The sequence below is a fragment of the Bacillus cereus group sp. RP37 genome, assembly GCF_040459695.1.
Lineage (GTDB): Bacteria > Bacillota > Bacilli > Bacillales > Bacillaceae_G > Bacillus_A.
Genome location: NZ_JARVHP010000001.1, coordinates 995,374 through 1,018,377 on the forward strand (window position 1 = coordinate 995,374; position 23,004 = coordinate 1,018,377).

Below are 23,004 nucleotides of genomic sequence, written 5' to 3' on the forward strand. Positions count from 1 at the left end.
CGTAGGGGGATTAGAAATGAGTGTTCTTGAAGTAAAAGGATTAACGAAGGTGTACCAATCAAAAGGTTCAGTAGCGACGACTGCTTTAAACGATATAAATTTTAAAATAGAAGAAGGCGAATTTGTAGGGATTATGGGTCCTTCAGGGAGCGGGAAAACAACGCTTTTAAATTTATTAGCAACAATTGATAAACAAACTTCAGGTCATGTGCTTGTAAATGGTGAAGAAATTAATCAAATGCGTGCTGCAAAATTAGCGGAGTTTCGCCGTACACATTTAGGATTCATCTTCCAAGATTTTAACTTACTTGATACGTTATCGATTAAAGAAAATATTATTTTACCGCTTGTAATGGCGAAGAAATCTGTAAATGAAATCGATGCGAAAGTGCTTGAGATTGCAAAGTTTTTAAATATCGAAGAAATTTTAAATAAAAAAGTGTATGAAGTATCAGGCGGACAACAACAACGTGCAGCAGCTGCGAGAGCGATTATTCATGAACCGACGTTAATTTTAGCGGATGAGCCAACTGGAAACTTAGATTCAAAGTCGGCGAAATCATTAATGAGCGCGTTACAAGACCTACATGAACAAAAGAAAGTAACCATTGCAATGGTTACGCATGATCCAGTAGCGGCGAGTTATTGCGAACGTATTCTTTTCATTCGCGATGGAGAGATTTTCTCAGAAATACATAAAGGAAGAACGAAGCAAGCCTTTTTCCAAGAAATTCTGGACGTACTTGCGATGCTAGGAGGAGAATATCATGAACTTTCGCCAGCTCGCGCTTAGTAATGTAAAAGGAAATTGGCGTAATTATAAAGCGTTTCTTATAAGTAGTTGTTTATCGATTGTCGTATTTTTCATGTATGCTTCCTTTATTTATCATCCAGATGTCGTAAGCGGTAATATTAGTATGAGGGAGATGATTTCAAAAGGATTAGAATCGATGAATTATATTGTAGTCATCTTCTCAGCACTTTTTATTTTATATGCAAATTCAACATTTTTACGAGCAAGGAAAAAAGAGTTTGGTCTACTAACATTAATAGGCGGAACAAAATCTCAACTTGGCCGAATGATTATATTAGAACAGCTTATGTTAGGTAGTATTGCAATTATAGTAGGTATTGGGCTTGGTATGCTTTGTTCAAAATTATTCTTCCAAGCATTAAGCGTAATATTGAAAATAGATAAAACACTTCCACTCGTATGGAATAGTAAAGCGGTTTTGATTACAGCGGGTGTATACTTTATTCTATTTTTAATCCTATCATTGTTTAGCGTTTGGACAGTAGGACGCTTGCAAATTATTGATTTATTAAGAGAAGCAAGAAAACAAAAAGTAGAACCTTTTGCATTTACATCGTTATGTGTAGTTGGTATAGGATGTATTATTGTTGCATATGTACTTAGCTTCCAAGTGACATTTATGAATTTTATCATACTGTTTTTACCGATTGTAGGGCTGACGATAGGCGGAACTTATTTACTGTTTACACAAGGTAGTACAGTCGTATTAAAAGCACTGCAAAAAAGAAAAAGATCTTTTTATACATATCCAAACATGTTCGTACTTAGCAATCTTATTTATAAAATGAAAGATAATGCTCGTTTTCTATTTGTAATTTCTATCATTACGGCGGTTGTATCTTCGGCAGTTGGTACACTGTACGTATTTTTTGAGGATATGAGTTATAAGGCAGTAACTAGTACCCCGCATGCTATTTCGTATGAGGAAAAAGGCATTCATACGCATAATGTCATAAAAGAAGGGAAAACAAAAGAATTAATAAAAAAACACGGATTTGAAGATGCGCGAGAGGTAACGTACGTAAAACTTCCTGGAACTCAAAAAATCACGATGTTTAACAGTGAGCATGAAGTACCGATGGCGATTGTTTCAGAAAAAGAATATAATGCTGAAGCACGTAAACAAAAGAGAGAGCAAGTTAGAGAAGTTCATAATGCACCAGGTAGTGCAACGATGGTCATAATGGATATGGCGAACGATATGATGAAGATAGATCGTTCGAAACCGTATGAAATTAAAATTAACGGACAAAAGCAATCTGTTCAATTAAATGAGCCAACTCCATTTTCTGTTTTTAATGATGGTGAATATCTCATTGTGAATGATCAAGATTTTGAGAAATACGCAAAGCTTGTACCAGATGAAGAAAAGACGAAATATTACGGTTATTATATAGAAGACTGGAAAAGTACCGAAGACCTTGTGTTAGATTTGAAAAAGGAAGTTGCACCAGATAAGCAAGAGGAATTAAATAACTCGGTGCTCGCTTATAAAAATATAAGAGAATCAGGAGCAATTACGATGTTTATCGGTTTCTTTGTAGCTGTACTGTTCTTCTTCTTCGCTTGTAGTATGACATACTTTAAATGGTTTAACGATAAAGAACAAGATCGTATTCAATTTAAATCGTTAAAGAGAATCGGTATGACAGATAAAGAAATTCGTAAAATTGCAATTCGACAAATGGGCGTTATCTTCTTTATCCCAATTGTAATCGGTGCCATTCATAGTGGATTTGCTCTTCATACGTTAGGGAAAATGCTTTATCTCGATTTATGGAAATCAGGTGCGATTGTAATTGGAGCATACATTGTAGCTTCTGCGATTTACTTTATGATCGCGCAGAGAGGATATTTGAAACACGTGCAAAGCTAGAGAAACCTCTAGCTTTTTGCCTATGTAGTAAGTTATAGGGGGACGATAGATGAACATTCGGCAACTAGCGCTGCAAAATATAAAAGGAAATTGGCGTAATTATAAAGTGTTTTTCTTAAGCAGTTGTTTTGCAATATTTGCGTCTTTTGCATACATGTCTGTTATTGTACATCCGTATATGCAAGAGACACTGTGGTATCAAAACGTACGCTGGGGACTTATCGTATGTAATGTTATAATCATTTCTTTTTTCATTATATTTATTTTGTACTCTACTTCTATTTTCATAGAGGCACGTAAGAAAGAATTAGGATTATATATGTTAATGGGAGCAACGAAATCTAACGTAATAGGAGTAATTATGACCGAGCAAATATTGATTGGGGTATTTGCTAATATTTTCGGTATAGGGATTGGCATGATCTTTTTGAAACTCTTTTTTATGGTGATTAGCATGCTAATGCGTCTTCCGAAAGAACTCCCTGTCATATTTGACGTGAAAGCGATTGGGGTAACGTTTATTACATATATGGTTGTTTTTATTCTGTTATCTTTTATAAGTGCTTTACGTATATGGAATATAAAAATCATTCGGTTGTTGAAGGACTTTCGAACGGATAAAAAAGAGAAGAAAACATCAATGTGGCTTTGTATATTCGGCTTTATTTGTTTAGTAGTAGGATATGTGTTAGCGTTACAAGCGACGATGCCAACGATAGCGTTATACTTTTTTCCTGTGTCTATACTTGTCTTTTTCGGTACGTACTTTTCTTTTACACACGGTACAATCCAATTGTTAGAAATGATTAAACGAAATAAAAAGATTATGTATACATATCCGTACTTATTTATAGTGAATCAATTGTCACATCGAATGAAGGAAAATGGTCGTTTTTTCTTTCTAATGTCGATGGCAACGACGTTTGTAGTTACGGCAACAGGTACGGTGTTCTTATATTTTTCGGGTATGCAAGATATGTGGCGGGATGGGGGGGCGCACTCATTTTCATACATAGAAAAAGGTGTTTCTACCCACGAAGTCTTTGAGGAAGATACGGTTGAACAATTACTGCATCAATATGGATATGATGATTTTCAATTTATGAGTTTTGTTGGAGTGTATGCATCCTTCCAGTCTAATAAGGGAGAAATCGAAGTTGCACCGCTTATAAAGGAAAGTGAATACAATCAAGAAGCGAGAAAACAAAAAAAGAAAATATATCATCCGAAAAAAGGTACAGTTACACTTGTTTATTATAATAAAAGTAATTATCCGAATGTATATAATCAAAAAGAGATTCAATTAAAAGTAATGAATCAAACGTATCCATTCGTATTTAACGGTCAGAAAGAAGGGGCGCGATTTAATTATCACCTCGCGCACATTAACGGTTTGTTTTTCGTTATGAATGATGAAGATTTTGACAGTATAGCAAATAAGGTTCCGGATTCTGAAAAAATGATATATCGAGGATACACATTACCCAATATCGAAAATACGAAAAAATTAAATGGAGATTTACGGAAACATATGAAACAAGATGATAATAATGCATTTCGAAGTAATATGGAGTTATATGTGAATATGAAAGAGTTTGGCGATATTACTTTATTTGTAGGTTCATTCATTAGTATATTATTCTTTCTTACTTCATGTAGTATCGTATATTTTAAATGGTTTCATAATATTGCATCCGATCGAAAGCAGTACGGGGCACTTTCTAAACTTGGAATGACGAAGGAAGAAGTGTGGAAGGTTTCTCGTTGGCAATTGTGTATGCTATTTTTTGCGCCTATTATAGTAGGAAGTATGCATAGTGCAGTTGCGTTATATACGTTTCATAATACGATTTTTATGGATGGTTCATTACGAAAAGTAGGTTTGTTTATTCTGTTTTATATCGCCGCATGCATCATGTATTTCTTTTTCGCTCAAAGAGAATATAAGAAACATTTAGACTAGCACATGCTAGTCTTTTTTAAATATTCGAAATTTACATAGAAGAATATAAAAAAGTATGGTATAACAGTAAGAAAACGAAAAAGAGGGGAAAAGACGATGATTCGAGTAGGATATTTAGGACCAGAAGCAACATTTACAAATATGGCGGTGAGTCGTTTTTTTCCGGAAGCAGAGCATGTACCGTATCGAACGATTCCAGATTGTATAGATGCAGCCGCAAATGAAAATGTAGATTTCGCAGTTGTACCGCTAGAAAATGCGATTGAAGGTTCAGTAAACATAACAGTCGATTATCTCGTACATGAACAACCGCTTTCCATTGTAGGAGAAATTACAGTACCGATTCAGCAGCATTTACTTGTACATCCGCAATATGCAGAAGTGTGGGAAGAAGTATATGCAGTGCATTCTCATCCACATGCTATTGCACAATGTCATAAGTTTTTAAATGAAGAACTAAAAGGGGTAACCGTTCGAGATATGACATCAACAAGTGCTGCTGCACAATATGTAAAAGAACATCCTGAAGAAAAAATCGCTGCTATTGCAAACGAAGCAGCAGCAGAAAAATACGGATTAGCAATTGTAAGAAGTGGTATTCATACGCATAAAAACAATCATACACGTTTCCTTGTTTTGCATAAGAAAAAGAAAGCGGTACTCCCAAATAACGGAGAAAATCGCGGGGAGAAAACGACGCTTATGATAACGTTACCTGCGGATTATGCAGGAGCGCTATATCAAGTGTTATCAGCTTTCGCATGGAGAAAATTAAACTTATCCAAAATCGAATCTCGCCCGATGAAAACAGGACTTGGAAATTACTTTTTCTTAATCGATGTCGATAAAGCATACGATGACGTATTATTGCCAGGCGTAACGATGGAACTTGAAGCACTTGGTTTTTCTGTTACGGTGCTGGGGAGTTATTCTTCTTATTGGTTGTAAAGGGGAGTATTTGTAGTTAATTCGATATAAGTTCAGTCGCTAGTATACCGTCTGATAGATAAATAAAATCCCACCTATAAATGGTGGGATTCTTTATTTTAACTTCGCAAGACGATCTTCTAACTGACCACGCCAAATATCAGCTAGTTCTGGAACAGAAAGAACTTTTTCAATACCGTCTTTATCTTTTCTATTATGAAAATAGATTTCGTTAGAGAACAAAACAGAAACATTGCTCGGTTGACGTTCTAGTAATGTAATTTTTGAATCTTTACGTACAGTACCTTCCTGAAGAACGCGGCATAGGTAGCCAGTAAATCCAGTTGCTACAATGCGCGGCAGTATGCCAGGAATACCGAGGCGTTTTGAAATAGTGCTACAAGGTACGCGAGCTTGTGTCACTTGAATGATTGCTTCACCTAGTTGATAAGTATCTCCGATGCAAACATCACGCTCTAACATATTTGTTACGGTAATGTTTTCGCCAAATGTGGAAGCTGGAAGTGTTGTTTGGAATTCCTTTTCCCATAGTGCGTAATGTTCATATGGGTATACACAAACAGCACGATCAGGTCCCCCGTGGTGTTTTAAATCCGCTACATCATCGCCAAGGAAGCCATCTTTTGAGAGGAAAGCTTCTTCCGTAGAATCTTTACATATACCTGATATCATTTCTTTATCTTCGCCATATTTCATTTGTTTCGGTTTGCCAATGCTAAAGTGAACGAGTTCAATTCCCATATTTGATCTCCTTTATAATTGATTACAATATTATATCATTTACAAAATAAAAGCACAGAGAATTATAAAAACTCTGTGCTTTGCATTAATTAATAAACGAGAAATCCTGCTTTATCTAAAGCCTCGCAAGCAGCATCTAACTTTTCTTTAGAATCCGCTTCAATTGTATGTAAGTGAATACCATCTGTTAGTTGTGAAAGATAGGAAGCATTTGTGTTTTCGATTTTTTGTAGATACTGTTCTACATCAAAGCGATTACTTACCATAATAGATGCTGTTAAGTCACCGTATACAGGATGCTCAACTTTTACATCTTTAATCGTAACGCCGTGATCAACAAGCATTGTAAGTTCTTGACGTACTTCTGCTGGTTTATGTTGGCATACGATTACGCGTTCGAAAGCTTGTTGTTTCTCTTGCGGTTTTAAATATAAATAACCTTGAGCAGTTGCAATAATCGGTTCGTTTCGTGCTTTAAGCAAGGAAATATCTTGCACGATAACTTGTCTACTTACGTTTGTCTTTTTCGATAGCTCATTCCCGGATAACGGTTCATTTGCAGCAAGAAGCCACTTAAGGATAAGCTGTCGTCTTTCTTCACCTAAAATCTTTTTTTGTTCATTTTGTTTCATTATGATTTAACACCTCTATAAAATTGATTTCCAATTGTGTGTAGTGCATGAATAGTAGTATCAATTTGATCTTTCGTTGTTTGTTGTCCGAAAGAGAAGCGGACATATTGTTTTGCCTCTTCATACGTTTTTCCAATTGCAAGCATTGTTTTCGAAGGTTCTTGTTTACCGACTTGGCAAGCACTTCCCGTGGAAATGGCAATACCGCGACGATTACATTCTAGCATTGTATACTGACCTTCTATTCCTTTTATTGTAACCCCAATAATATGTGGTAAACAAGAAGTAGAATGACCTTCTACTTCAATTTCTAGCGGAAGTGTTTGTAATTGCTCTAAAAAGTAGGATCGTAACTCTTTAAAACGTAAACTTTCTTCCTGTTGATTTTTTAATATATTCTCAGCAGCTGTTAAAAAAGATGCGATGCCAGGAACGTTTACCGTACCTGGACGAAATCCTTTTTCGTGAGAAGTTCCCGGGAATATTTGTGTCCAGCGAACTTGCGGATTGATATAGCAAGCGCCAACACCCTTTGGTCCGTATATTTTATGTGCTGAAACAGAAAGACTATCAATCCCCATCTCAAAAACATGGATAGGAAGTTTACCAAATGTTTGCACACAATCTGAATGAAATAAAACGTTATATTTTTTTAAAAGTGCCCCGATCTCTGCGATATTTTGAACGGTTCCGATTTCAGAGTTTCCGTGCTGTATACTCGCTAGAACAGTATCTTCTGTAATAGCTGCTTCTAAATCTACTAAACGAATGAGTCCATTTTTATCAACAGGAATTTCAGTAATCGTATACCCTTTTGATTGTAAGGATTGAAAATAACTTCGAATGGATGCATGTTCCATAGGTGTCGTAATAATATGCTTCTTATTTTGGGCGTTGAGAAGGGATTGAATCGCAAGGTAGTTCGATTCTGACCCGCCGCTCGTGAAGAATACCCCCTGCTCTTTTCCACCAATCATGTCAGCAAATGTTTTTCTGCAAACGTGTAATAAAGAAGAGGCTGTTCCTCCAATGTCGTGTAAACTTTGTTCATTTCCGAAGTATTGCGTTGCTGCTTTCATATATGTTTGTAATGCTTCCACGCTCATAGGTGTAGTAGCTGCATAGTCAAGATATATCATCATGTAAAGTCCTCTCTCTAGTAAGAGTTACATTTCTTTTGTTTTTTAAATGGTAGTGAAAATAAGAATTATAAAAAAACTCTTGTCATTATTTTAAAACTATGTAAATATAGGTGTCAAGACAGTTGAAAAGTGTAAAGTAGGAGGCAACAATTATGCCAAGTGCAGATGTCTTAATTATTGGAAGTGGCGTTGCGGCACTTCGTGTTGCGAAAGAGATTTGTCACGAAAAGAATGTGATTATTATCACAAAGGAAACAAATCGTAATAATAATACATATTTAGCGCAAGGTGGAATTGCCGCAGCGGTTGCTACATATGACAATCCAAATGATCATTTTGAAGATACGTTAGTAGCAGGATGTCATTATAACAAGGAAGAAGTGGTCCGTTATTTAGTCGAGGAAGGACCGAAAGAAATGAATAATCTCATTGAAAATGGAATGAAATTTGATGGAGATGAAACGGGTCCTCATCTTGGAAAAGAAGGTGCACATCGCAAGCGTCGTATTTTACATGCAGGTGGCGATGCGACAGGAAAGAATTTATTAGAGCATTTCATTCAAGAAGTAGCCCCGCACGTTACGGTAGTGGAACAGGAAATGGTGCTCGATTTTATTATAGAAAATGATAAATGTATCGGGGCTTTAACTCGTAATAGTAAAGGAGAATTGAAGCGTTACGTTGCAGATTATACGGTGTTAGCAACAGGAGGGATTGGTGGTTTATACGCCTTTACTTCTAACGACAAGACAATTACGGGTGATGGACTTGCGATGGTGTACCGCGCAGGCGGGGAGCTCGTAGATTTAGAGTTTGTACAATTTCATCCGACAATGTTATACGCGATCGAGCGATGCTGCGGCCTCGTCTCTGAAGCAGTTCGCGGAGAAGGAGCTGTCCTTATAAATGGAAAAGGGCAGCGTTTTATGATGGATATACATCCTGATCACGATCTCGCACCGCGTGATGTAGTGGCAAGAGCGATCCATGAACAGCTTTTGGCAGGTGAGAAAGTGTATTTGAATATCGAGTCTATCCAAAATTTCGAAGAACGTTTTCCGACTGTATCATCATTGTGTAAAAAGAATGGTGTCGATATAAATGACAAATGCATTCCAGTCGTACCTGGTGCTCATTTTCATATGGGCGGCGTGAAAACGAACTGTGATGGAGAGACGTCCATTCCAAATTTATATGCGATCGGAGAAGTAGCTTGTAATGGTGTTCATGGAGCAAATAGATTAGCAAGTAATTCATTATTAGAAGGTCTTGTGTTTGGAAAAAGAATAGGACAACATATTTTAACGAAAGCGACAAAAGAAAGATTGAACAACTTGGCTGAGAAGGAAAAGAAGTTTATCGTTCTCAAGCATTTGCCGGCGAAAGAAGAAATACAAGAATGCATGATGAAATATGTTGGGATTGTACGAACAGAGCAAAGTTTATCTTATGCAAAGAGATGGCTTAGTAAGTATGGTGTTCGAAATATGATACTACAACATGATGCTCTTACGAATGAAGAGATAACGATTATTAATATGTTAACGGCCTGTGAGCTTATAGTTGTATCAGCTTTGCAAAGAGAAGAAAGCATTGGTGGTCATTATCGAAGTGATTATCCAGATAGAAATAGCGTAAAAAAAGAGATCGTTCGAGTGAAAAGAAAACTACAACTTGTGTGATGAGGGGAAGAGGGGCTTTATGAATACGATAAAAGTGAAAGAAGCATTAAATCGATTTTTTCTAGAAGATATAGGAGAAAGAGATGTAACATCTCAGCTTATTTTTCCAGACAATTTACTTTCAAAAGGAACGTTTCTTGCGAAGGATACAGGGGTCTTTGCGGGGCGTTTAGTCATTGAAGAAGGATTTAAATTAATTGATGAGAGAATTGAAGTGGAGCTTCATAAAAAAGATGGAGATCTTGTAGAAAAGGGCGAAATAATCGCAACTGTGCAAGGGCCAATTGCTTCGTTATTAACGGCAGAGCGCGTTATATTAAACGTTATCCAGCGTATGAGCGGGATAGCTACAATGACACATGAAGCTGTTCTTGCTTTAGATAGCAGCCATACACGCATTTGTGATACGAGAAAAACGATGCCGGGAATCCGTATGTTTGATAAGTATGCAGTCTTGTGCGGAGGCGGATTTAACCACCGTTTCGGTTTATATGATGGTGTCATGATTAAAGACAATCATATTGCTTTTGCAGGTTCTATTACGAAAGCTGTTACATCGGTGAAAGAAAAAGTAGGGCATATGGTGAAAGTGGAAGTGGAGACAGAAACAGAGGAGCAAGTGAGAGAGGCTGTAGCTGCTGGTGCAGATATTATTATGTTTGATAACCGTACGCCAGATGAGATTCGAGAGTTTTCAAAGATTGTGCCAAGTGCCATCGTTACAGAAGCTTCAGGAGGCATTACGATTGAAGATTTATCGAAATACGGAAAAACAGGGGTAGATTATATTTCACTTGGAGCGTTAACACATTCAGTGAAAGCACTTGATATTAGTTTCAATATTGAGGCGTAAGGAAAGTGGCTTAGAGGGGGAGAAAGAAATATGAGTATTTTAGAAAAAGTGCAACCGATTGAAACGATGTTACCGGAGCGTTATCACACGATGTCAACAGAAGATATGGAAAAGCGTGTTCGTGAAATTAAAGAAAAAATGGGGGAAACGTTATTTATTCCAGGGCACCATTACCAAAAAGATGAAGTGGTACAATTTTCAGATGCAGCAGGAGATTCGCTGCAGCTTGCACAAGTTGCAGCAAGTAATAAAGAGGCGAAATATATTGTATTTTGTGGCGTTCATTTTATGGCAGAAACAGCAGATATGTTAACGACGGATGAACAAGTTGTCATCTTACCAGATATGCGCGCAGGTTGTTCGATGGCAGATATGGCAGATATTGAACAAACAGAAAGAGCGTGGAAAGAGCTCACGAAATTATTTGGAGATACGATGATTCCGTTAACGTATGTAAACTCTACAGCTGCCATTAAAGCATTTTGTGGTCGTAACCGAGGAGCAACAGTAACTTCTTCAAATGCAAAACAAATGGTATCTTGGGCGTTTACACAAAAAGAGCGTCTCGTCTTTTTACCAGACCAACATTTAGGAAGAAATACAGCGTACGATTTAGGTATCCCGTTAGATAAAATGGCAGTATGGGACCCGCATACAGATTCATTAGAGTATGATGGAGATATAGAAGAAATTCAAGTGATTTTATGGAAAGGTCATTGTTCGGTACATCAAAACTTTACAGTGAAAAATATTGAGAATGTACGAAAAAATCATCCGAATATGAATATTATTGTACATCCGGAATGTTGTTATGAAGTTGTAGCTGCTTCGGATTATGCAGGGTCAACGAAATATATTATTGATATGATTGAATCAGCACCATCTGGTAGTAAATGGGCAATTGGTACAGAGATGAATTTAGTGAACCGAATTATTCAGCAACATCCAGATAAAGAAATTGTTTCACTTAATCCATTTATGTGTCCATGTTTAACGATGAACCGAATTGATCTGCCGTACTTATTATGGGTGCTTGAAACGGTAGAAAGAGGAGAAGAAATTAACGTTATTAGCGTTGATACACAAGTAACGGAAGAAGCAATTCTTGCATTAAATCGCATGTTAGAGCGTGTGTGAAGCAACGGTATTTCTGTTGCTTTTTTTCATGCATATAATCATAACGAGAACGAAATGGGCATACATTGTTTTGAAGAAATCATTGCGATTTTTTTATCCCACATTAATGGGCAGCCCGATTGGTGCGCACTGATTAAAGTTTCACTTTATGCTTATTCCACTTCTAATGATATTGAAAATCGAAGAAGTGATACAAGTGAAAAGAAGTTAACGTTATTTAGAAAGGGTTACTTCATGAGATTTGTTACTTATAGATAAGTTATACAGGAGGGGGAAAATTTGAAAATTCATATCGTGCAAAAAGGGGATACCCTTTGGAAAATTGCGAAAAAGTACGGAGTGGATTTTGACACGCTGAAACAAACAAATACACAACTTAGTAATCCGGATTTAATCATGCCAGGTATGAAAATTAAAGTACCATCAAACAGCGTCCACGTAAAACAACAGGCTGGGGCAGGTTCAGCACCTCCAAAACAATATGTAAAAGAAGTACAGCAAAAAGAATTTGCAGCAACACCAACGCCACTTGGAATAGAAGATGAAGAAGAAGTTACGTATCAATCAGCACCCATTACACAGCAACCTGCTATGCAACAAACACAAAAAGAAGTGCAAGTAAAACCACAAAAAGAAGTACAGGTAAAGCCGCAGAAGGAAATGCAAGTGAAACCGCAAAAAGAAGTACAGGTAAAGCCACAAAAAGAAGTGCAAAAAGAAAAGCCAGTTGAAAAACCGTCTGTTATTCAAAAACCACCTGTTATAGAAAAACAAAAACCAGCAGAAAAAGAAAACACGAAGTTTTCGGTAAATGTATTACCACAGCCGCCGCAACCACCAATAAAAGCGAAGAAAGAATATAAAATTTCAGATGTAATTAAAAAAGGAAGCGAGTTAATTGCTCCTCAAATTACTAAAATGAAACCTAATAACGTCATTTCTCCGCAAACGAAAAAAGATAACATAGTGTCACCACAAGTGAAGAAAGAGAACGTAGGAAATATAGTATCACCGCAAGTGAAGAAAGAGAATATAGGAAATATAGTATCACCGCAAGTGAAGAAAGAGAATATAGGAAATATAATATCACCGCAAGTAAAGAAAGAAAATATAGGAAACATAGTATCACCGCAAGTAAAGAAAGAAAATATAGGAAACATAGTATTACCGCAAGTAAAGAAAGAAAATATAGGAAACATAGTATCACCGCAAGTAAAGAAAGAAAATATAGGAAACATAGTATCACCGCAAGTAAAGAAAGAAAATATAGGAAACATAGTATCACCGCAAGTGAAGAAAGAAAATATAGGAAATATAGTGTCACCAAATGTATCGAAAGAAAATGTAGTTATTCCACAAGTAATACCGCCAAATATTCAAGTCCCAAACATCATGCCAATGTTGGATAACAATCAACCACCAAATATAATGCCAATCATGGATAACAATCAACCACCAAATATAATGCCAATCATGGATAACAATCAAATGCCAAATATGATGCCAATCATGGATAACAATCAAATGCCAAATATGATGCCAATCATGGATAACAATCAAATGCCAAATATGATGCCAATCATGGATAACAATCAAATGCCAAATATGATGCCAATCATGGATAACAATCAAATGCCAAATATGATGCCAATCATGGATAACAATCAAATGCCAAATATGATGCCAATCATGGATAACAATCAACCACCAAATATAATGCCAATCATGGATAACAATCAAATGCCAAATATGATGCCGATCATGGATAACAATCAAATGCCAAATATGATGCCAATCATGGATAACAATCAAATGCCAAATATGATGCCGATCATGGATAACAATCAACCGCCGAATATGATGCCAATCATGGATAACAATCAAATGCCAAATATGATGCCAATCATGGATAACAATCAAATGCCAAATATGATGCCGATCATGGATAACAATCAACCGCCGAATATGATGCCATATCAAATTCCATACCAACAGCCTATGATGCCGCCGAATCCGTATTATCAACAACAAAATCCATATCAAATGCCATATCAGCAAGGAGCACCGTTTGGACCGCAATATACGTCTATGCCAAATCCAAATATGATGCCGATGGATAATAATATGCCGCCGCTCGTGCAAGGAGAGGAAGATTGTGGATGCGGAGGAGAGAGCAGGTTATATAGTCCACAACCTGGGGGACCACAATACGCGAATCCTTTATATTATCAACCAACTCAATCAGCATATGCACCACAACCAGGGACGATGTATTACCAACCAGATCCACCAAATGTATTTGGAGAGCCCGTTTCAGAAGAAGAGGATGAAGAGGAAGTTTAAAAAAGGCGGGATTATTCCCGCCTTTTTTGTATGTAGAGTCGTTCTGAAAACGGAAGATTTACATCAAATGTTAGAAAATCCCCAGTGAAATATTAACAGTGTAAAAACCTTCTCTGTTACTCATCATAAGAGGGAGCTTTTCAAAAGAGAAGTTCATTCTAACAGAGGGGGTTTTTGTATTGAATACGAAAGTAAAAGTGATTGCTGCTTCTTTGTTAGTTACTAGTGCATTAGCTGCATGTGGTACACCAAAAGATAATAATGCAATGGATGGACGTAACTACAATTATGAGCGCACATCTTATAATGATACACACCAGTATCGTGATAATGTAACGCGTAATGATCGTTATACAGATTATGTAACATATAGAAATGGTCGTAACGATACAGGATATAACAATTATTACCGTGATGTAAATTACAACGGTCAAATTGCTAATCCGCATCCAACACGTAATATTACAATGAACAATTCATACATTAACAATGATGGGAAAACAGCAGAAAGAATAACAAATCGTGTAAAACGTATGAATAACGTAGACCGCGTGTCTACAGTTGTATATGGAAACGATGTGGCGATTGCGGTAAAACCGCGTAATCCAGTATCGAATGAAACGGCACTTGCAAACGAAGTTCGTCAAGCTGTTGTAAATGAAGTTGGAAACAGAAATGTGTACGTCTCTGTAAGGAATGACATGTTTACTCGTGTTGATGCAATGAGTACACGCTTACGTAACGGTACAGTTACAAACGATTTTAATCGTGACATAGTGAATATGTTCCGAGACATTCGTTACGGTTTAACTGGTACTACTGGTACTATGCGATAGCAAAATAAAAGAGGAAGGGGGAGCCCTTCCTCTTTATTCATCATTGTCTTATATACGACGTTTTTTAATAAAATAACTAATTGAATAAGACGCTAAAAAGCATATGAAGAAAATACTACCTGTTAAAACTGCTTCAAAGAGAGGTCTTTCTGGACTGAAAATGATATAAATAATAGCTATAATAATTCCAACAATAAAAGAACGTAAAATAATTTTGTAATAAGGAGTTAACTTTATATCTTTTTCGCTCTCTTCTACATCGATTGAAACGCTTAACTGTAAATAAGCAATTAAAATACTCGTAAGCATAAATAATAACCATAATGGAGATTTCGTAATTTGATCCATTCCTTCAGTGAATCCGATATAGCCTAAAATGCCAATTATACCAAGTGATTGAAAAAGAAAGGCAATGCGTATGTTTTTTAATGTTTTCAGAATGAGACGTTCATCCTTTATTTTTTTCACAATATCCATCTCCTGTTTATTATGATTTCGCTGTTATATTAATTGTAACATATATATTACATTTATCAATTTATAATTTACATAATTTTGTTTAGCTAGAAGAGGAAATAAAATATTTTTATAAACATGTTGCACTTATACTTTATTAATGTTATATTAGCAAAGCGATGAGCTAATTTACGTAAGACGAGAGATATGCTTAAGTGCTAAACACGCGAATGTGGTCGCCTGGTCTCTCGCCGTAAACGCATCAAGACGCCTGCTTTGCAGGCGTCTTTCATTTTATATGAATGTAATGGGGAGAATGGAGAAATCCAATCTTCCCTTTTTTATTGAAATGAAAGTTGGAAAATAAAGTTATTTACAAGTGTATATGAAAAAAATACCATTTAATGGTAATATATTGCATGTTTTTTTAAAGAGTCTTGGAGTATAAAAATGGGAATAAGTTTAATGTTGTCCCTTATCGGTGTAATAGCTGTTATTACGAGTGGTTCAATGAATATACTTATGTCTTTGTCATTTAATAAGGGAGATCTTTTATTTATAGCTGCTTTAATCTGTGGGGTGTTATATAGCTTAACTGGGAAAAAGTTATGCGTGGTGTATCACCTTTGTTAACTACAATGAGTATGACGGTACTAGGAACCGCTTTTTTAGCAGGACTTTCTCTATATGAAGATGGGTGGGGAAATGTTGTATATGGTCATATGCGGGACGTTAATTGGGTATATCGTGTTTAATAAAGGAGTAGAAGAGTTAGGTGCAAGTAAAGCGAGTATGTATTTAAATTTACCCCCCATTGTAGCTACTGGCATTGCAGTTATAGTATATGGAGCAGTTGTTACATGGCAACAAATAGTCGGAATGATAATTGTACGAATTGAGGTTTATATAGCAACGGTACAATCAAATAAAGATATAAAAAAGCTTTCACATAATCAATACGTTTCGAAATAGGTAGAAATAATTGGACTCTATAAGTCTTAATGGGAACAATCTATGAATTAGGGATAAAACCCCCATTTCCGGAAAAGCTACAAATGAAAGTATGATTTTGCCTAGAAGAGGTGAACGGAAATGAAATGGATACTAATTGCAGTGCAAGCTCTCGTTATGATGTTTTGCTTAGCTTATGGATCCGATGTGAGGGCAGAAATAACAGAAAAGGAACCTGCAGTTACAATTTTATTAGAGCGTATGTATGTTGATGGAGAAGTAAGCGAGGAAATACTGACAGAGAAAGTAGCGGATTTAGAAAAGTTTTTACAGCAATATAAAGAATGGCAACTCGTTGATCGTGATGATGTGCAAATTGTATTACAAAAGAAAGTGGATGATATTTCTCCTTTATTGAAAACGAGCGGTTATTTTGGTGTTTCAGAGGAAGGGATATTACAAATTTTCAAAGGTGTACCGAAAAGTGATAATGCGATTCATTCCTTCTTTCAAATTGATATGAAAAAGCTTGAGAGTTATGAGCGTGCGAAATTGAAGCGTGGTATTCGTATTAAATCAAAAGAAGGCTTTGTGAAGACGATTGAAAAAATGAAGCAATACGCAGTGCAAAATAAGAAAAAAAGCAGCTCATGGTGAGCTGCTTTTTCTTACTTGTTTTTATCTAAAATTTGTTTCGCGATTTCATCAATTAGCATATCTTTTCCGATTGGATTGAAAGCTTTCGTATTGAAGATTTCATTTGATACTTCATATACGTGATTGTTTTTTACTGCTTTATTGTCTTTCCAAACGGCACTATTTTTGTAGTCTTCGTAAACTTTATCAGCTTCGCCGCCGAAGTTTACAACGAACATTTGATCAGGTTGGAATGCAACAAGACCTTCTAGCGATACTTGTGCCATCGTTTGTTTTAAATCTGTACCTTTTGTTGCTGGAAGTTTTAAGTCATTAAAGATGATGTCACCGTATCCGAAGCTACCGTATACACGGAAATTTTGTGGTGTAACTGCGACGAACATAAAGTTTTCATCTTTTGTTTTCTCTTTAATTTTTTTAGATAAAGAGTCTGCTTTTTTATCGTAGTCTGCAATCCATTTGTCAGCTTTCTTCTCTTCGTCAAATAGTTTACCTACTTCTTTAAACTTACCACGCCAGTCTTCTAAGTTTGTTTCTAAAACAACTGTCGGTGCAACCTTTTCTAACTGATCATAAATTTTTAATTGACGATTATTTAAAATAATTAAGTCTGGTTTTAAAGCAGTAACAGCTTCTAAATCAACTTTAGGTGCCCAGTACCATCCTACTGCTTTTACGCCATCTAGCTTTTCTGTTAAATGATTTTGGATTTTATCTTTATATGTATTTGCTGTACCAACAGGTTTGTGTCCAAGAAGTAATAATTCTTCTGTTGATCCAGACAAGTCAACAATTCTCTTTGGATTTACTGGAATTGTAGCTTCCCCTTTAGCATGTTTTACAACTTTTGTTTTCGGTTGTTCTTTCGCTTTTGATTCTTCTTTTTGAGAAGAACAGCCAACGATAGAAAGAACAACTAGCATAATAGTAAATAAAATAAATAGTTTACGTTTCATCCTGATGTAACCCCTTTAATTAGTATTGATAATCATTATCGACTTCTGTATATTAAGGTGCTTTAACCTTTCTGTCAATGGAAAATAACAGAAGTTTCAAATGGAGAACATTTGTTGGGGCAGTCTCGCTTTTCTATCATTAAATATGTTAAAATGGAATACATGATTTAAGAGGGAGAGATCGTATTTTGTTTGAATATGTTACAGGTTACGTGGAGTATGTAGGACCGGAATATGTCGTAATTGACCATAATGGAATTGGTTATCAAATTTTCACACCGAATCCGTATGTATTTCAAAGAAGTAAGCAAGAAATCCGTGTCTATACATATCATTATGTGAGAGAAGATATTATGGCACTTTACGGGTTTAAAACACGTGAAGAGCGTTTATTATTTACAAAGCTATTAGGCGTGTCTGGCATTGGACCAAAAGGAGCTCTTGCAATTTTAGCTTCTGGTCAGACAGGACAGGTCGTTCAAGCGATTGAACATGAAGACGAGAAGTTTTTAGTGAAATTCCCGGGCGTAGGAAAGAAAACAGCGCGCCAAATGATTTTAGATTTAAAAGGAAAATTAGCTGACGTCGTACCAGATGCATTTGTTGATTTATTCTCAGACACAGAACGTTTTGATGAGAAGAAAGGTTCATCAGTTGAGCTTGATGAGGCGTTGGAAGCTCTGCGCGCACTTGGATACGCAGAACGAGAAGTTTCTCGCGTTGTACCAGAGTTATTAAAAGAATCATTAACGACGGATCAGTATATTAAAAAGGCACTTAGTCTTTTACTAAATGGTAAGAGGTGAGTATAATGGACGAACGTCTCCTTTCAGGGGAATCTGCATATGAAGATGCGGATTTAGAATATTCATTACGGCCACAGACGCTCCGTCAGTATATTGGCCAAGATAAAGCGAAACATAATTTAGAGGTGTTTATTGAAGCGGCGAAAATGCGTGAAGAAACGTTAGATCACGTGCTTTTATATGGACCACCAGGTCTTGGTAAAACGACGCTTGCAAATATTATTGCCAATGAAATGGGAGTTAATGTTAGAACAACTTCAGGTCCAGCAATTGAAAGGCCAGGAGATTTAGCAGCTGTATTAACAGCGCTTCAGCCAGGGGATGTATTATTTATTGATGAAATTCATCGTTTGCATAGATCAATTGAAGAAGTACTATATCCTGCGATGGAAGACTTTTGTCTTGATATCGTAATTGGAAAAGGACCGTCAGCACGGTCGGTACGTCTAGATTTGCCTCCGTTTACGCTAGTTGGAGCAACGACACGTGCAGGAGCATTATCAGCGCCGCTTCGTGACCGTTTTGGTGTACTTTCAAGATTAGAGTATTACACAGTAGATCAGCTTTCTGCGATTGTTGAACGTACAGCAGAAGTATTCGAAGTTGAAATTGATTCGTTAGCCGCACTAGAAATTGCAAGACGTGCTCGTGGTACACCTCGTATTGCGAATCGTTTATTACGACGTGTACGAGATTTCGCACAAGTTCGTGGTAACGGAACGGTTACGATGGAAATTACACAAATGGCGTTAGAACTACTACAAGTAGATAAATTAGGTCTAGATCATATCGATCATAAGTTATTGCTTGGCATTATTGAGAAATTCCGTGGTGGCCCAGTCGGGTTAGAAACGGTTTCGGCAACGATTGGAGAAGAATCTCATACGATTGAAGATGTATATGAGCCATATTTATTACAAATTGGCTTTTTACAACGAACGCCAAGAGGCCGAATTGTAACGCCGCTTGCATATGAGCATTTCGGAATGGAGATGCCAAAAGTATGACGGAGATGCCAAAATTGCTTATTACAGCAGGTGTCTTACTTATCGTTGTTGGATTAGCTTGGAAGTTCATTGGAAGACTTCCAGGCGATATTTTTGTGAAAAAAGGAAACGTTACCTTTTATTTTCCTATCATTACATGTATTGTGTTAAGTATTGTATTATCTTTTATTATGTATATAATAAATCGATTTAAATAAGAAATAGGTGGATATAGTTATGGATATAAATCTGTTTGATTTTCATTTACCAGAAGAACTTATTGCACAAGTCCCATTAGAAGATCGTGAAACATCAAGATTAATGGTGTTAGATCGTGAAACAGGAGATATTGAGCATAAACATTTTACAGACATTCTTTCTTACTTACATGAGGGGGATTGCTTAGTTTTAAATGAAACGAAAGTTATGCCTGCTCGTTTGCACGGTGTGAAAGAAGATACAGGCGCGCACATTGAAGTACTTCTTTTAAAACAAGAAGAAGGCGATAAGTGGGAAACGCTTGTGAAGCCAGCGAAACGTGTAAAAGAAGGAACTGTTATCTCTTTTGGCGAAGGGAAATTAAAAGCAACGTGTACAGGAACTGCAGATCAAGGTGGACGTCAGCTTGAATTTTCATATGACGGCATCTTCTATGAAATTTTAGATGAACTTGGGGAAATGCCACTTCCTCCATATATTAAAGAGACGTTAGAAGATCGCGATCGCTATCAAACAGTATATGCGAAAGAAATTGGTTCAGCAGCAGCGCCGACTGCAGGACTTCACTTTACAGAAGAGTTACTGGAGAAGTTAAAACAAAAAGGCGTCGAGTTAGCTTTCATTACACTTCACGTAGGGCTTGGAACATTTAGACCAGTTTCTGCGGATACGATTGAAGAACACCATATGCACGCAGAATATTACCATATGTCTGAAGAGACAGCGGCATTATTAAATCGTGTGAAAGAGAGTGGTGGACGTATTATTACGGTAGGTACGACTTCAACTCGTACGTTAGAAACAATTGCGACAGATCATGATGGCAAGCTTTGTGCTGCTTCTGGCTGGACAGACATTTTTATGTATCCAGGTTACGAATTTAAAGCAATTGATGGTTTAATTACAAATTTCCATTTACCGAAATCAACATTAATTATGCTTGTAAGTGCATTTGCAAACAGAGATAATGTACTTCATGCTTATAATGAAGCAGTAAAAGAAAAATATCGTTTCTTTAGCTTCGGTGATGCGATGTTCGTTGCATCTCACGCTAAAATGGGAAACAAATAAAAGGAGTAAATTATGACAGCAATTCGTTATGAATTTATTAAAACTTGTAAACAAACAGGTGCGCGTTTAGGACGTGTACATACGCCGCACGGTTCATTTGATACACCAACATTTATGCCAGTTGGTACACTTGCAACAGTTAAGACAATGTCACCAGAAGAATTAAAAGCAATGGATTCTGGCATTATTTTAAGTAATACGTATCATTTATGGCTACGTCCAGGTCACGAAATTATTCGTGAAGCAGGCGGTTTGCATAAATTTATGAACTGGGATCGTGCAATCTTAACGGATTCTGGTGGTTTCCAAGTATTCAGTTTAAGTGACTTCCGTCGTATTGAAGAGGAAGGCGTTCACTTCCGTAACCACTTAAATGGAGATAAATTATTCTTATCACCAGAAAAAGCGATGGAAATTCAAAATGCATTAGGTTCAGATATTATGATGGCATTTGATGAGTGTCCACCTTTCCCGGCTACTTTTGAATATATGAAGAAATCTGTAGAACGTACAAGCCGCTGGGCAGAACGTTGTTTAAAAGCGCATGAACGTCCACAAGATCAAGGTTTATTCGGTATTGTACAAGGCGGAGAGTTCGAAGAGCTTCGTCGTCAAAGTGCAAAAGACCTTGTTTCAATGGACTTCCCTGGTTACGCTGTAGGTGGTTTATCTGTAGGTGAGCCGAAAGATATTATGAACCGTGTACTTGAGTTTACAACACCACTTCTTCCAGATAATAAGCCACGTTACTTAATGGGAGTAGGTTCTCCTGACTCTTTAATCGATGGTGCAATTCGTGGTATTGATATGTTTGACTGCGTACTTCCAACTCGTATCGCTCGAAATGGTACATGTATGACAAGTGAAGGCCGTCTAGTTGTAAAAAATGCGAAATTTGCAAGAGACTTCGGTCCGCTTGATCCAAATTGTGATTGCTATACATGTAAAAATTACTCTCGTGCATACATTCGTCACTTAATGAAATGTGATGAAACGTTTGGAATTCGTTTAACGTCTTATCACAACCTTCATTTTCTGTTAAACTTAATGGAGCAGGTGAGACAAGCTATTCGTGAAGACCGTCTTGGCGATTTCCGCGAAGAGTTCTTTGAACAGTATGGCTTTAATAAACCGAATGCTAAAAACTTCTAATACATAATTTAAAAGGAGGAACAAAAGATGAATCCAGGTATGATGAATATCGTTATGATCGTTGCGATGTTTGCGATTTTCTATTTCTTATTAATTCGCCCGCAACAAAAGCGTCAAAAAGCAGTTGCTCAAATGCAAAATGAATTGGCAAAAGGTGATGCTATCGTAACAATCGGTGGTTTACACGGTACAATCGAATCAGTAGATGAGACGAAAATCGTTATTAAGTCTGGTGGTTCACACTTAACTTTCGATCGTAATGCGATTCGTGAAGTTGTGAAAAACTAATGAGGAAGGCCCTGCATGAAATGTGCAGGGCCTTTTTTAGTTATTTTGTTTTGACATATTTACACCGAAAATACCACCGAGTGTACTGGCACCCATCAATGCTAATTGATAAAGTAACTGTGAGTTCGATAAAGTTTGAGAGAAGCCCAAATAGTTAACTAGAAAAACAAGTATGGTGAATGTAAGTCCTGTTGTGAAGCCTACTAGCCAACCTTTCCCTTGTGCTTTTTTGCCGGCGGTAAATCCAGATATAAGCATAGATAAAAGAGCTAGTATAAAAATAGTAACAGCTAATGTCCCTTCATTCATATCTGTAAACTTTAATAAAAGAGCCATAACCATGCTAATAATTGATGCAAGAATTAATAGGGTAACGATGCCGAAGCCAATTGCAGTTGATAATTTTTTTGTTCCATCCATTTATACATTCCCCCTTTTTAATACAAGCATATTTTCCTTTTGCCCAAGTTAGACTAGTTTATTTTTTATAGGGGA

Annotated in this window: 21 protein-coding genes and 2 pseudogenes; 17 read left to right on the top strand and 6 right to left on the bottom strand. The window is 36.6% G+C overall.

Annotation, left to right across the window (positions count from 1 at the left end):
• Window positions 1-16: 16 nt before the first annotated feature.
• From QCI44_RS05295 to pheA, 4 genes are all read left to right on the top strand, one after another.
• Complete coding sequence (locus QCI44_RS05295) at window positions 17-793, top strand: ABC transporter ATP-binding protein (protein ID WP_000114530.1); 777 nt, start codon at window positions 17-19, stop codon at window positions 791-793.
• Window positions 768-2,690, top strand: a complete 1,923-nt coding sequence (locus tag QCI44_RS05300; RefSeq protein ID WP_016135381.1) for an ABC transporter permease — start codon at window positions 768-770, stop codon at window positions 2,688-2,690. Before QCI44_RS05295 ends, QCI44_RS05300 begins: the two co-directional genes overlap by 26 nt.
• Window positions 2,691-2,739: 49 nt before the next feature.
• Entirely contained in the window at window positions 2,740-4,653 is a 1,914-nt protein-coding gene (locus QCI44_RS05305) for an ABC transporter permease (protein WP_016135380.1), read from the top strand.
• 96 nt (window positions 4,654-4,749) lie between these two features.
• On the top strand, window positions 4,750-5,601 hold the full coding sequence (pheA, locus tag QCI44_RS05310) for a prephenate dehydratase (RefSeq protein WP_016086147.1): 852 nt from the start codon (window positions 4,750-4,752) through the stop codon (window positions 5,599-5,601).
• A 93-nt stretch (window positions 5,602-5,694) separates the two neighbouring features.
• Here pheA and QCI44_RS05315 read toward each other — a convergent pair whose 3' ends face one another.
• From QCI44_RS05315 to QCI44_RS05325, 3 genes are all read right to left on the bottom strand, one after another.
• Window positions 5,695-6,342: an MOSC domain-containing protein gene (locus tag QCI44_RS05315; RefSeq protein WP_016135379.1), complete on the bottom strand. Its 648-nt coding sequence runs from the start codon at window positions 6,340-6,342 to the stop codon at window positions 5,695-5,697.
• 89 nt (window positions 6,343-6,431) lie between these two features.
• Window positions 6,432-6,974 (bottom strand): transcription repressor NadR, encoded by a 543-nt coding sequence (locus tag QCI44_RS05320; protein ID WP_016086149.1) that lies wholly within the window; start codon window positions 6,972-6,974, stop codon window positions 6,432-6,434.
• Window positions 6,974-8,116, bottom strand: a complete 1,143-nt coding sequence (locus QCI44_RS05325; protein WP_016135378.1) for an IscS subfamily cysteine desulfurase — start codon at window positions 8,114-8,116, stop codon at window positions 6,974-6,976. Before QCI44_RS05325 ends, QCI44_RS05320 begins: the two co-directional genes overlap by 1 nt.
• A gap of 152 nt (window positions 8,117-8,268) precedes the next feature.
• Between QCI44_RS05325 and nadB the strand changes: the two genes are divergently transcribed.
• The 5 genes and pseudogenes from nadB to QCI44_RS05350 all read left to right on the top strand — a co-directional run bounded on the left by nadB (window position 8,269) and on the right by QCI44_RS05350 (window position 14,967).
• Window positions 8,269-9,798 (top strand): L-aspartate oxidase, encoded by a 1,530-nt coding sequence (gene nadB / locus QCI44_RS05330; RefSeq protein WP_016086151.1) that lies wholly within the window; start codon window positions 8,269-8,271, stop codon window positions 9,796-9,798.
• A gap of 19 nt (window positions 9,799-9,817) precedes the next feature.
• Window positions 9,818-10,651 carry a carboxylating nicotinate-nucleotide diphosphorylase gene (nadC, locus tag QCI44_RS05335; RefSeq protein WP_098560915.1) on the top strand — a complete coding sequence of 278 codons (834 nt, stop codon included), beginning with the start codon at window positions 9,818-9,820 and terminating at the stop codon, window positions 10,649-10,651.
• Window positions 10,652-10,681: 30 nt separating this feature from the next.
• On the top strand, window positions 10,682-11,788 hold the full coding sequence (nadA, locus tag QCI44_RS05340) for a quinolinate synthase NadA (protein WP_098985945.1): 1,107 nt from the start codon (window positions 10,682-10,684) through the stop codon (window positions 11,786-11,788).
• Between the two features lie 279 nt (window positions 11,789-12,067).
• Window positions 12,068-12,224: pseudogene (safA, locus tag QCI44_RS30615) on the top strand (SafA/ExsA family spore coat assembly protein); the annotation flags it as partial.
• A 2,086-nt stretch (window positions 12,225-14,310) separates the two neighbouring features.
• Window positions 14,311-14,967 carry a YhcN/YlaJ family sporulation lipoprotein gene (locus QCI44_RS05350; protein WP_016086157.1) on the top strand — a complete coding sequence of 219 codons (657 nt, stop codon included), beginning with the start codon at window positions 14,311-14,313 and terminating at the stop codon, window positions 14,965-14,967.
• 48 nt (window positions 14,968-15,015) lie between these two features.
• Here the strand turns inward: QCI44_RS05350 and QCI44_RS05355 are convergent, their stop codons facing one another.
• Window positions 15,016-15,444: a branched-chain amino acid ABC transporter substrate-binding protein gene (locus tag QCI44_RS05355; protein WP_098985799.1), complete on the bottom strand. Its 429-nt coding sequence runs from the start codon at window positions 15,442-15,444 to the stop codon at window positions 15,016-15,018.
• Window positions 15,445-15,846: 402 nt separating this feature from the next.
• Between QCI44_RS05355 and QCI44_RS05360 the strand changes: the two are divergent.
• Both QCI44_RS05360 and QCI44_RS05365 read left to right on the top strand, forming a co-directional pair.
• Window positions 15,847-16,395 (top strand): annotated as a pseudogene (locus QCI44_RS05360) (DMT family transporter); the annotation flags it as partial.
• A 120-nt stretch (window positions 16,396-16,515) separates the two neighbouring features.
• Complete coding sequence (locus QCI44_RS05365; protein ID WP_088084369.1) at window positions 16,516-17,031, top strand: BofC C-terminal domain-containing protein; 516 nt, start codon at window positions 16,516-16,518, stop codon at window positions 17,029-17,031.
• A gap of 11 nt (window positions 17,032-17,042) precedes the next feature.
• Here QCI44_RS05365 and QCI44_RS05370 read toward each other — a convergent pair whose 3' ends face one another.
• Window positions 17,043-17,987, bottom strand: a complete 945-nt coding sequence (locus tag QCI44_RS05370) for an iron-hydroxamate ABC transporter substrate-binding protein (protein ID WP_016086162.1) — start codon at window positions 17,985-17,987, stop codon at window positions 17,043-17,045.
• 188 nt (window positions 17,988-18,175) lie between these two features.
• Here QCI44_RS05370 and ruvA point away from each other — a divergent pair, with 188 nt between their 5' ends.
• From ruvA to yajC, 6 genes are read left to right on the top strand one after another with little or no spacing between them, the layout of a single operon-like run.
• Entirely contained in the window at window positions 18,176-18,793 is a 618-nt protein-coding gene (ruvA, locus tag QCI44_RS05375) for a Holliday junction DNA helicase RuvA (protein WP_016086163.1), read from the top strand.
• A gap of 5 nt (window positions 18,794-18,798) precedes the next feature.
• Window positions 18,799-19,800, top strand: a complete 1,002-nt coding sequence (ruvB, locus tag QCI44_RS05380; RefSeq protein ID WP_000344450.1) for a Holliday junction branch migration DNA helicase RuvB — start codon at window positions 18,799-18,801, stop codon at window positions 19,798-19,800.
• A complete protein-coding gene (locus QCI44_RS05385; RefSeq protein WP_016086164.1) occupies window positions 19,797-19,997 on the top strand; it encodes a DUF2905 domain-containing protein in 201 nt (66 codons plus the stop codon). Before ruvB ends, QCI44_RS05385 begins: the two co-directional genes overlap by 4 nt.
• A gap of 19 nt (window positions 19,998-20,016) precedes the next feature.
• Window positions 20,017-21,069 carry a tRNA preQ1(34) S-adenosylmethionine ribosyltransferase-isomerase QueA gene (gene queA, locus QCI44_RS05390; protein WP_016086165.1) on the top strand — a complete coding sequence of 351 codons (1,053 nt, stop codon included), beginning with the start codon at window positions 20,017-20,019 and terminating at the stop codon, window positions 21,067-21,069.
• A gap of 12 nt (window positions 21,070-21,081) precedes the next feature.
• Window positions 21,082-22,221 (top strand): tRNA guanosine(34) transglycosylase Tgt, encoded by a 1,140-nt coding sequence (gene tgt, locus QCI44_RS05395; RefSeq protein WP_000125362.1) that lies wholly within the window; start codon window positions 21,082-21,084, stop codon window positions 22,219-22,221.
• A 27-nt stretch (window positions 22,222-22,248) separates the two neighbouring features.
• On the top strand, window positions 22,249-22,509 hold the full coding sequence (gene yajC, locus QCI44_RS05400) for a preprotein translocase subunit YajC (protein ID WP_001068064.1): 261 nt from the start codon (window positions 22,249-22,251) through the stop codon (window positions 22,507-22,509).
• A 36-nt stretch (window positions 22,510-22,545) separates the two neighbouring features.
• Here yajC and QCI44_RS05405 read toward each other — a convergent pair whose 3' ends face one another.
• Window positions 22,546-22,929, bottom strand: a complete 384-nt coding sequence (locus QCI44_RS05405; protein ID WP_016086166.1) for a TIGR04086 family membrane protein — start codon at window positions 22,927-22,929, stop codon at window positions 22,546-22,548.
• Window positions 22,930-23,004 lie beyond the last annotated feature (75 nt).

What these genes read in the sequence shown, in the direction of transcription:
- QCI44_RS05320 (WP_016086149.1), bottom strand. Translation starts at nt 6,974, where the DNA reads ATGAAACAAAATGAACAAAAAAAGATTTTAGGTGAAGAAAGACGACAG.
- pheA (WP_016086147.1), top strand. Translation starts at nt 4,750, where the DNA reads ATGATTCGAGTAGGATATTTAGGACCAGAAGCAACATTTACAAATATG.
- QCI44_RS05385 (WP_016086164.1), top strand. Translation starts at nt 19,797, where the DNA reads ATGACGGAGATGCCAAAATTGCTTATTACAGCAGGTGTCTTACTTATC.
- nadB (WP_016086151.1), top strand. Translation starts at nt 8,269, where the DNA reads ATGCCAAGTGCAGATGTCTTAATTATTGGAAGTGGCGTTGCGGCACTT.
- nadC (WP_098560915.1), top strand. Translation starts at nt 9,818, where the DNA reads ATGAATACGATAAAAGTGAAAGAAGCATTAAATCGATTTTTTCTAGAA.
- tgt (WP_000125362.1), top strand. Translation starts at nt 21,082, where the DNA reads ATGACAGCAATTCGTTATGAATTTATTAAAACTTGTAAACAAACAGGT.
- ruvB (WP_000344450.1), top strand. Translation starts at nt 18,799, where the DNA reads ATGGACGAACGTCTCCTTTCAGGGGAATCTGCATATGAAGATGCGGAT.
- yajC (WP_001068064.1), top strand. Translation starts at nt 22,249, where the DNA reads ATGAATCCAGGTATGATGAATATCGTTATGATCGTTGCGATGTTTGCG.
- QCI44_RS05305 (WP_016135380.1), top strand. Translation starts at nt 2,740, where the DNA reads ATGAACATTCGGCAACTAGCGCTGCAAAATATAAAAGGAAATTGGCGT.
- QCI44_RS05295 (WP_000114530.1), top strand. Translation starts at nt 17, where the DNA reads ATGAGTGTTCTTGAAGTAAAAGGATTAACGAAGGTGTACCAATCAAAA.
- QCI44_RS05405 (WP_016086166.1), bottom strand. Translation starts at nt 22,929, where the DNA reads ATGGATGGAACAAAAAAATTATCAACTGCAATTGGCTTCGGCATCGTT.
- QCI44_RS05355 (WP_098985799.1), bottom strand. Translation starts at nt 15,444, where the DNA reads ATGGATATTGTGAAAAAAATAAAGGATGAACGTCTCATTCTGAAAACA.
- QCI44_RS05315 (WP_016135379.1), bottom strand. Translation starts at nt 6,342, where the DNA reads ATGGGAATTGAACTCGTTCACTTTAGCATTGGCAAACCGAAACAAATG.
- queA (WP_016086165.1), top strand. Translation starts at nt 20,017, where the DNA reads ATGGATATAAATCTGTTTGATTTTCATTTACCAGAAGAACTTATTGCA.
- nadA (WP_098985945.1), top strand. Translation starts at nt 10,682, where the DNA reads ATGAGTATTTTAGAAAAAGTGCAACCGATTGAAACGATGTTACCGGAG.
- QCI44_RS05325 (WP_016135378.1), bottom strand. Translation starts at nt 8,116, where the DNA reads ATGATGATATATCTTGACTATGCAGCTACTACACCTATGAGCGTGGAA.
- QCI44_RS05365 (WP_088084369.1), top strand. Translation starts at nt 16,516, where the DNA reads ATGAAATGGATACTAATTGCAGTGCAAGCTCTCGTTATGATGTTTTGC.
- QCI44_RS05370 (WP_016086162.1), bottom strand. Translation starts at nt 17,987, where the DNA reads ATGAAACGTAAACTATTTATTTTATTTACTATTATGCTAGTTGTTCTT.
- QCI44_RS05300 (WP_016135381.1), top strand. Translation starts at nt 768, where the DNA reads ATGAACTTTCGCCAGCTCGCGCTTAGTAATGTAAAAGGAAATTGGCGT.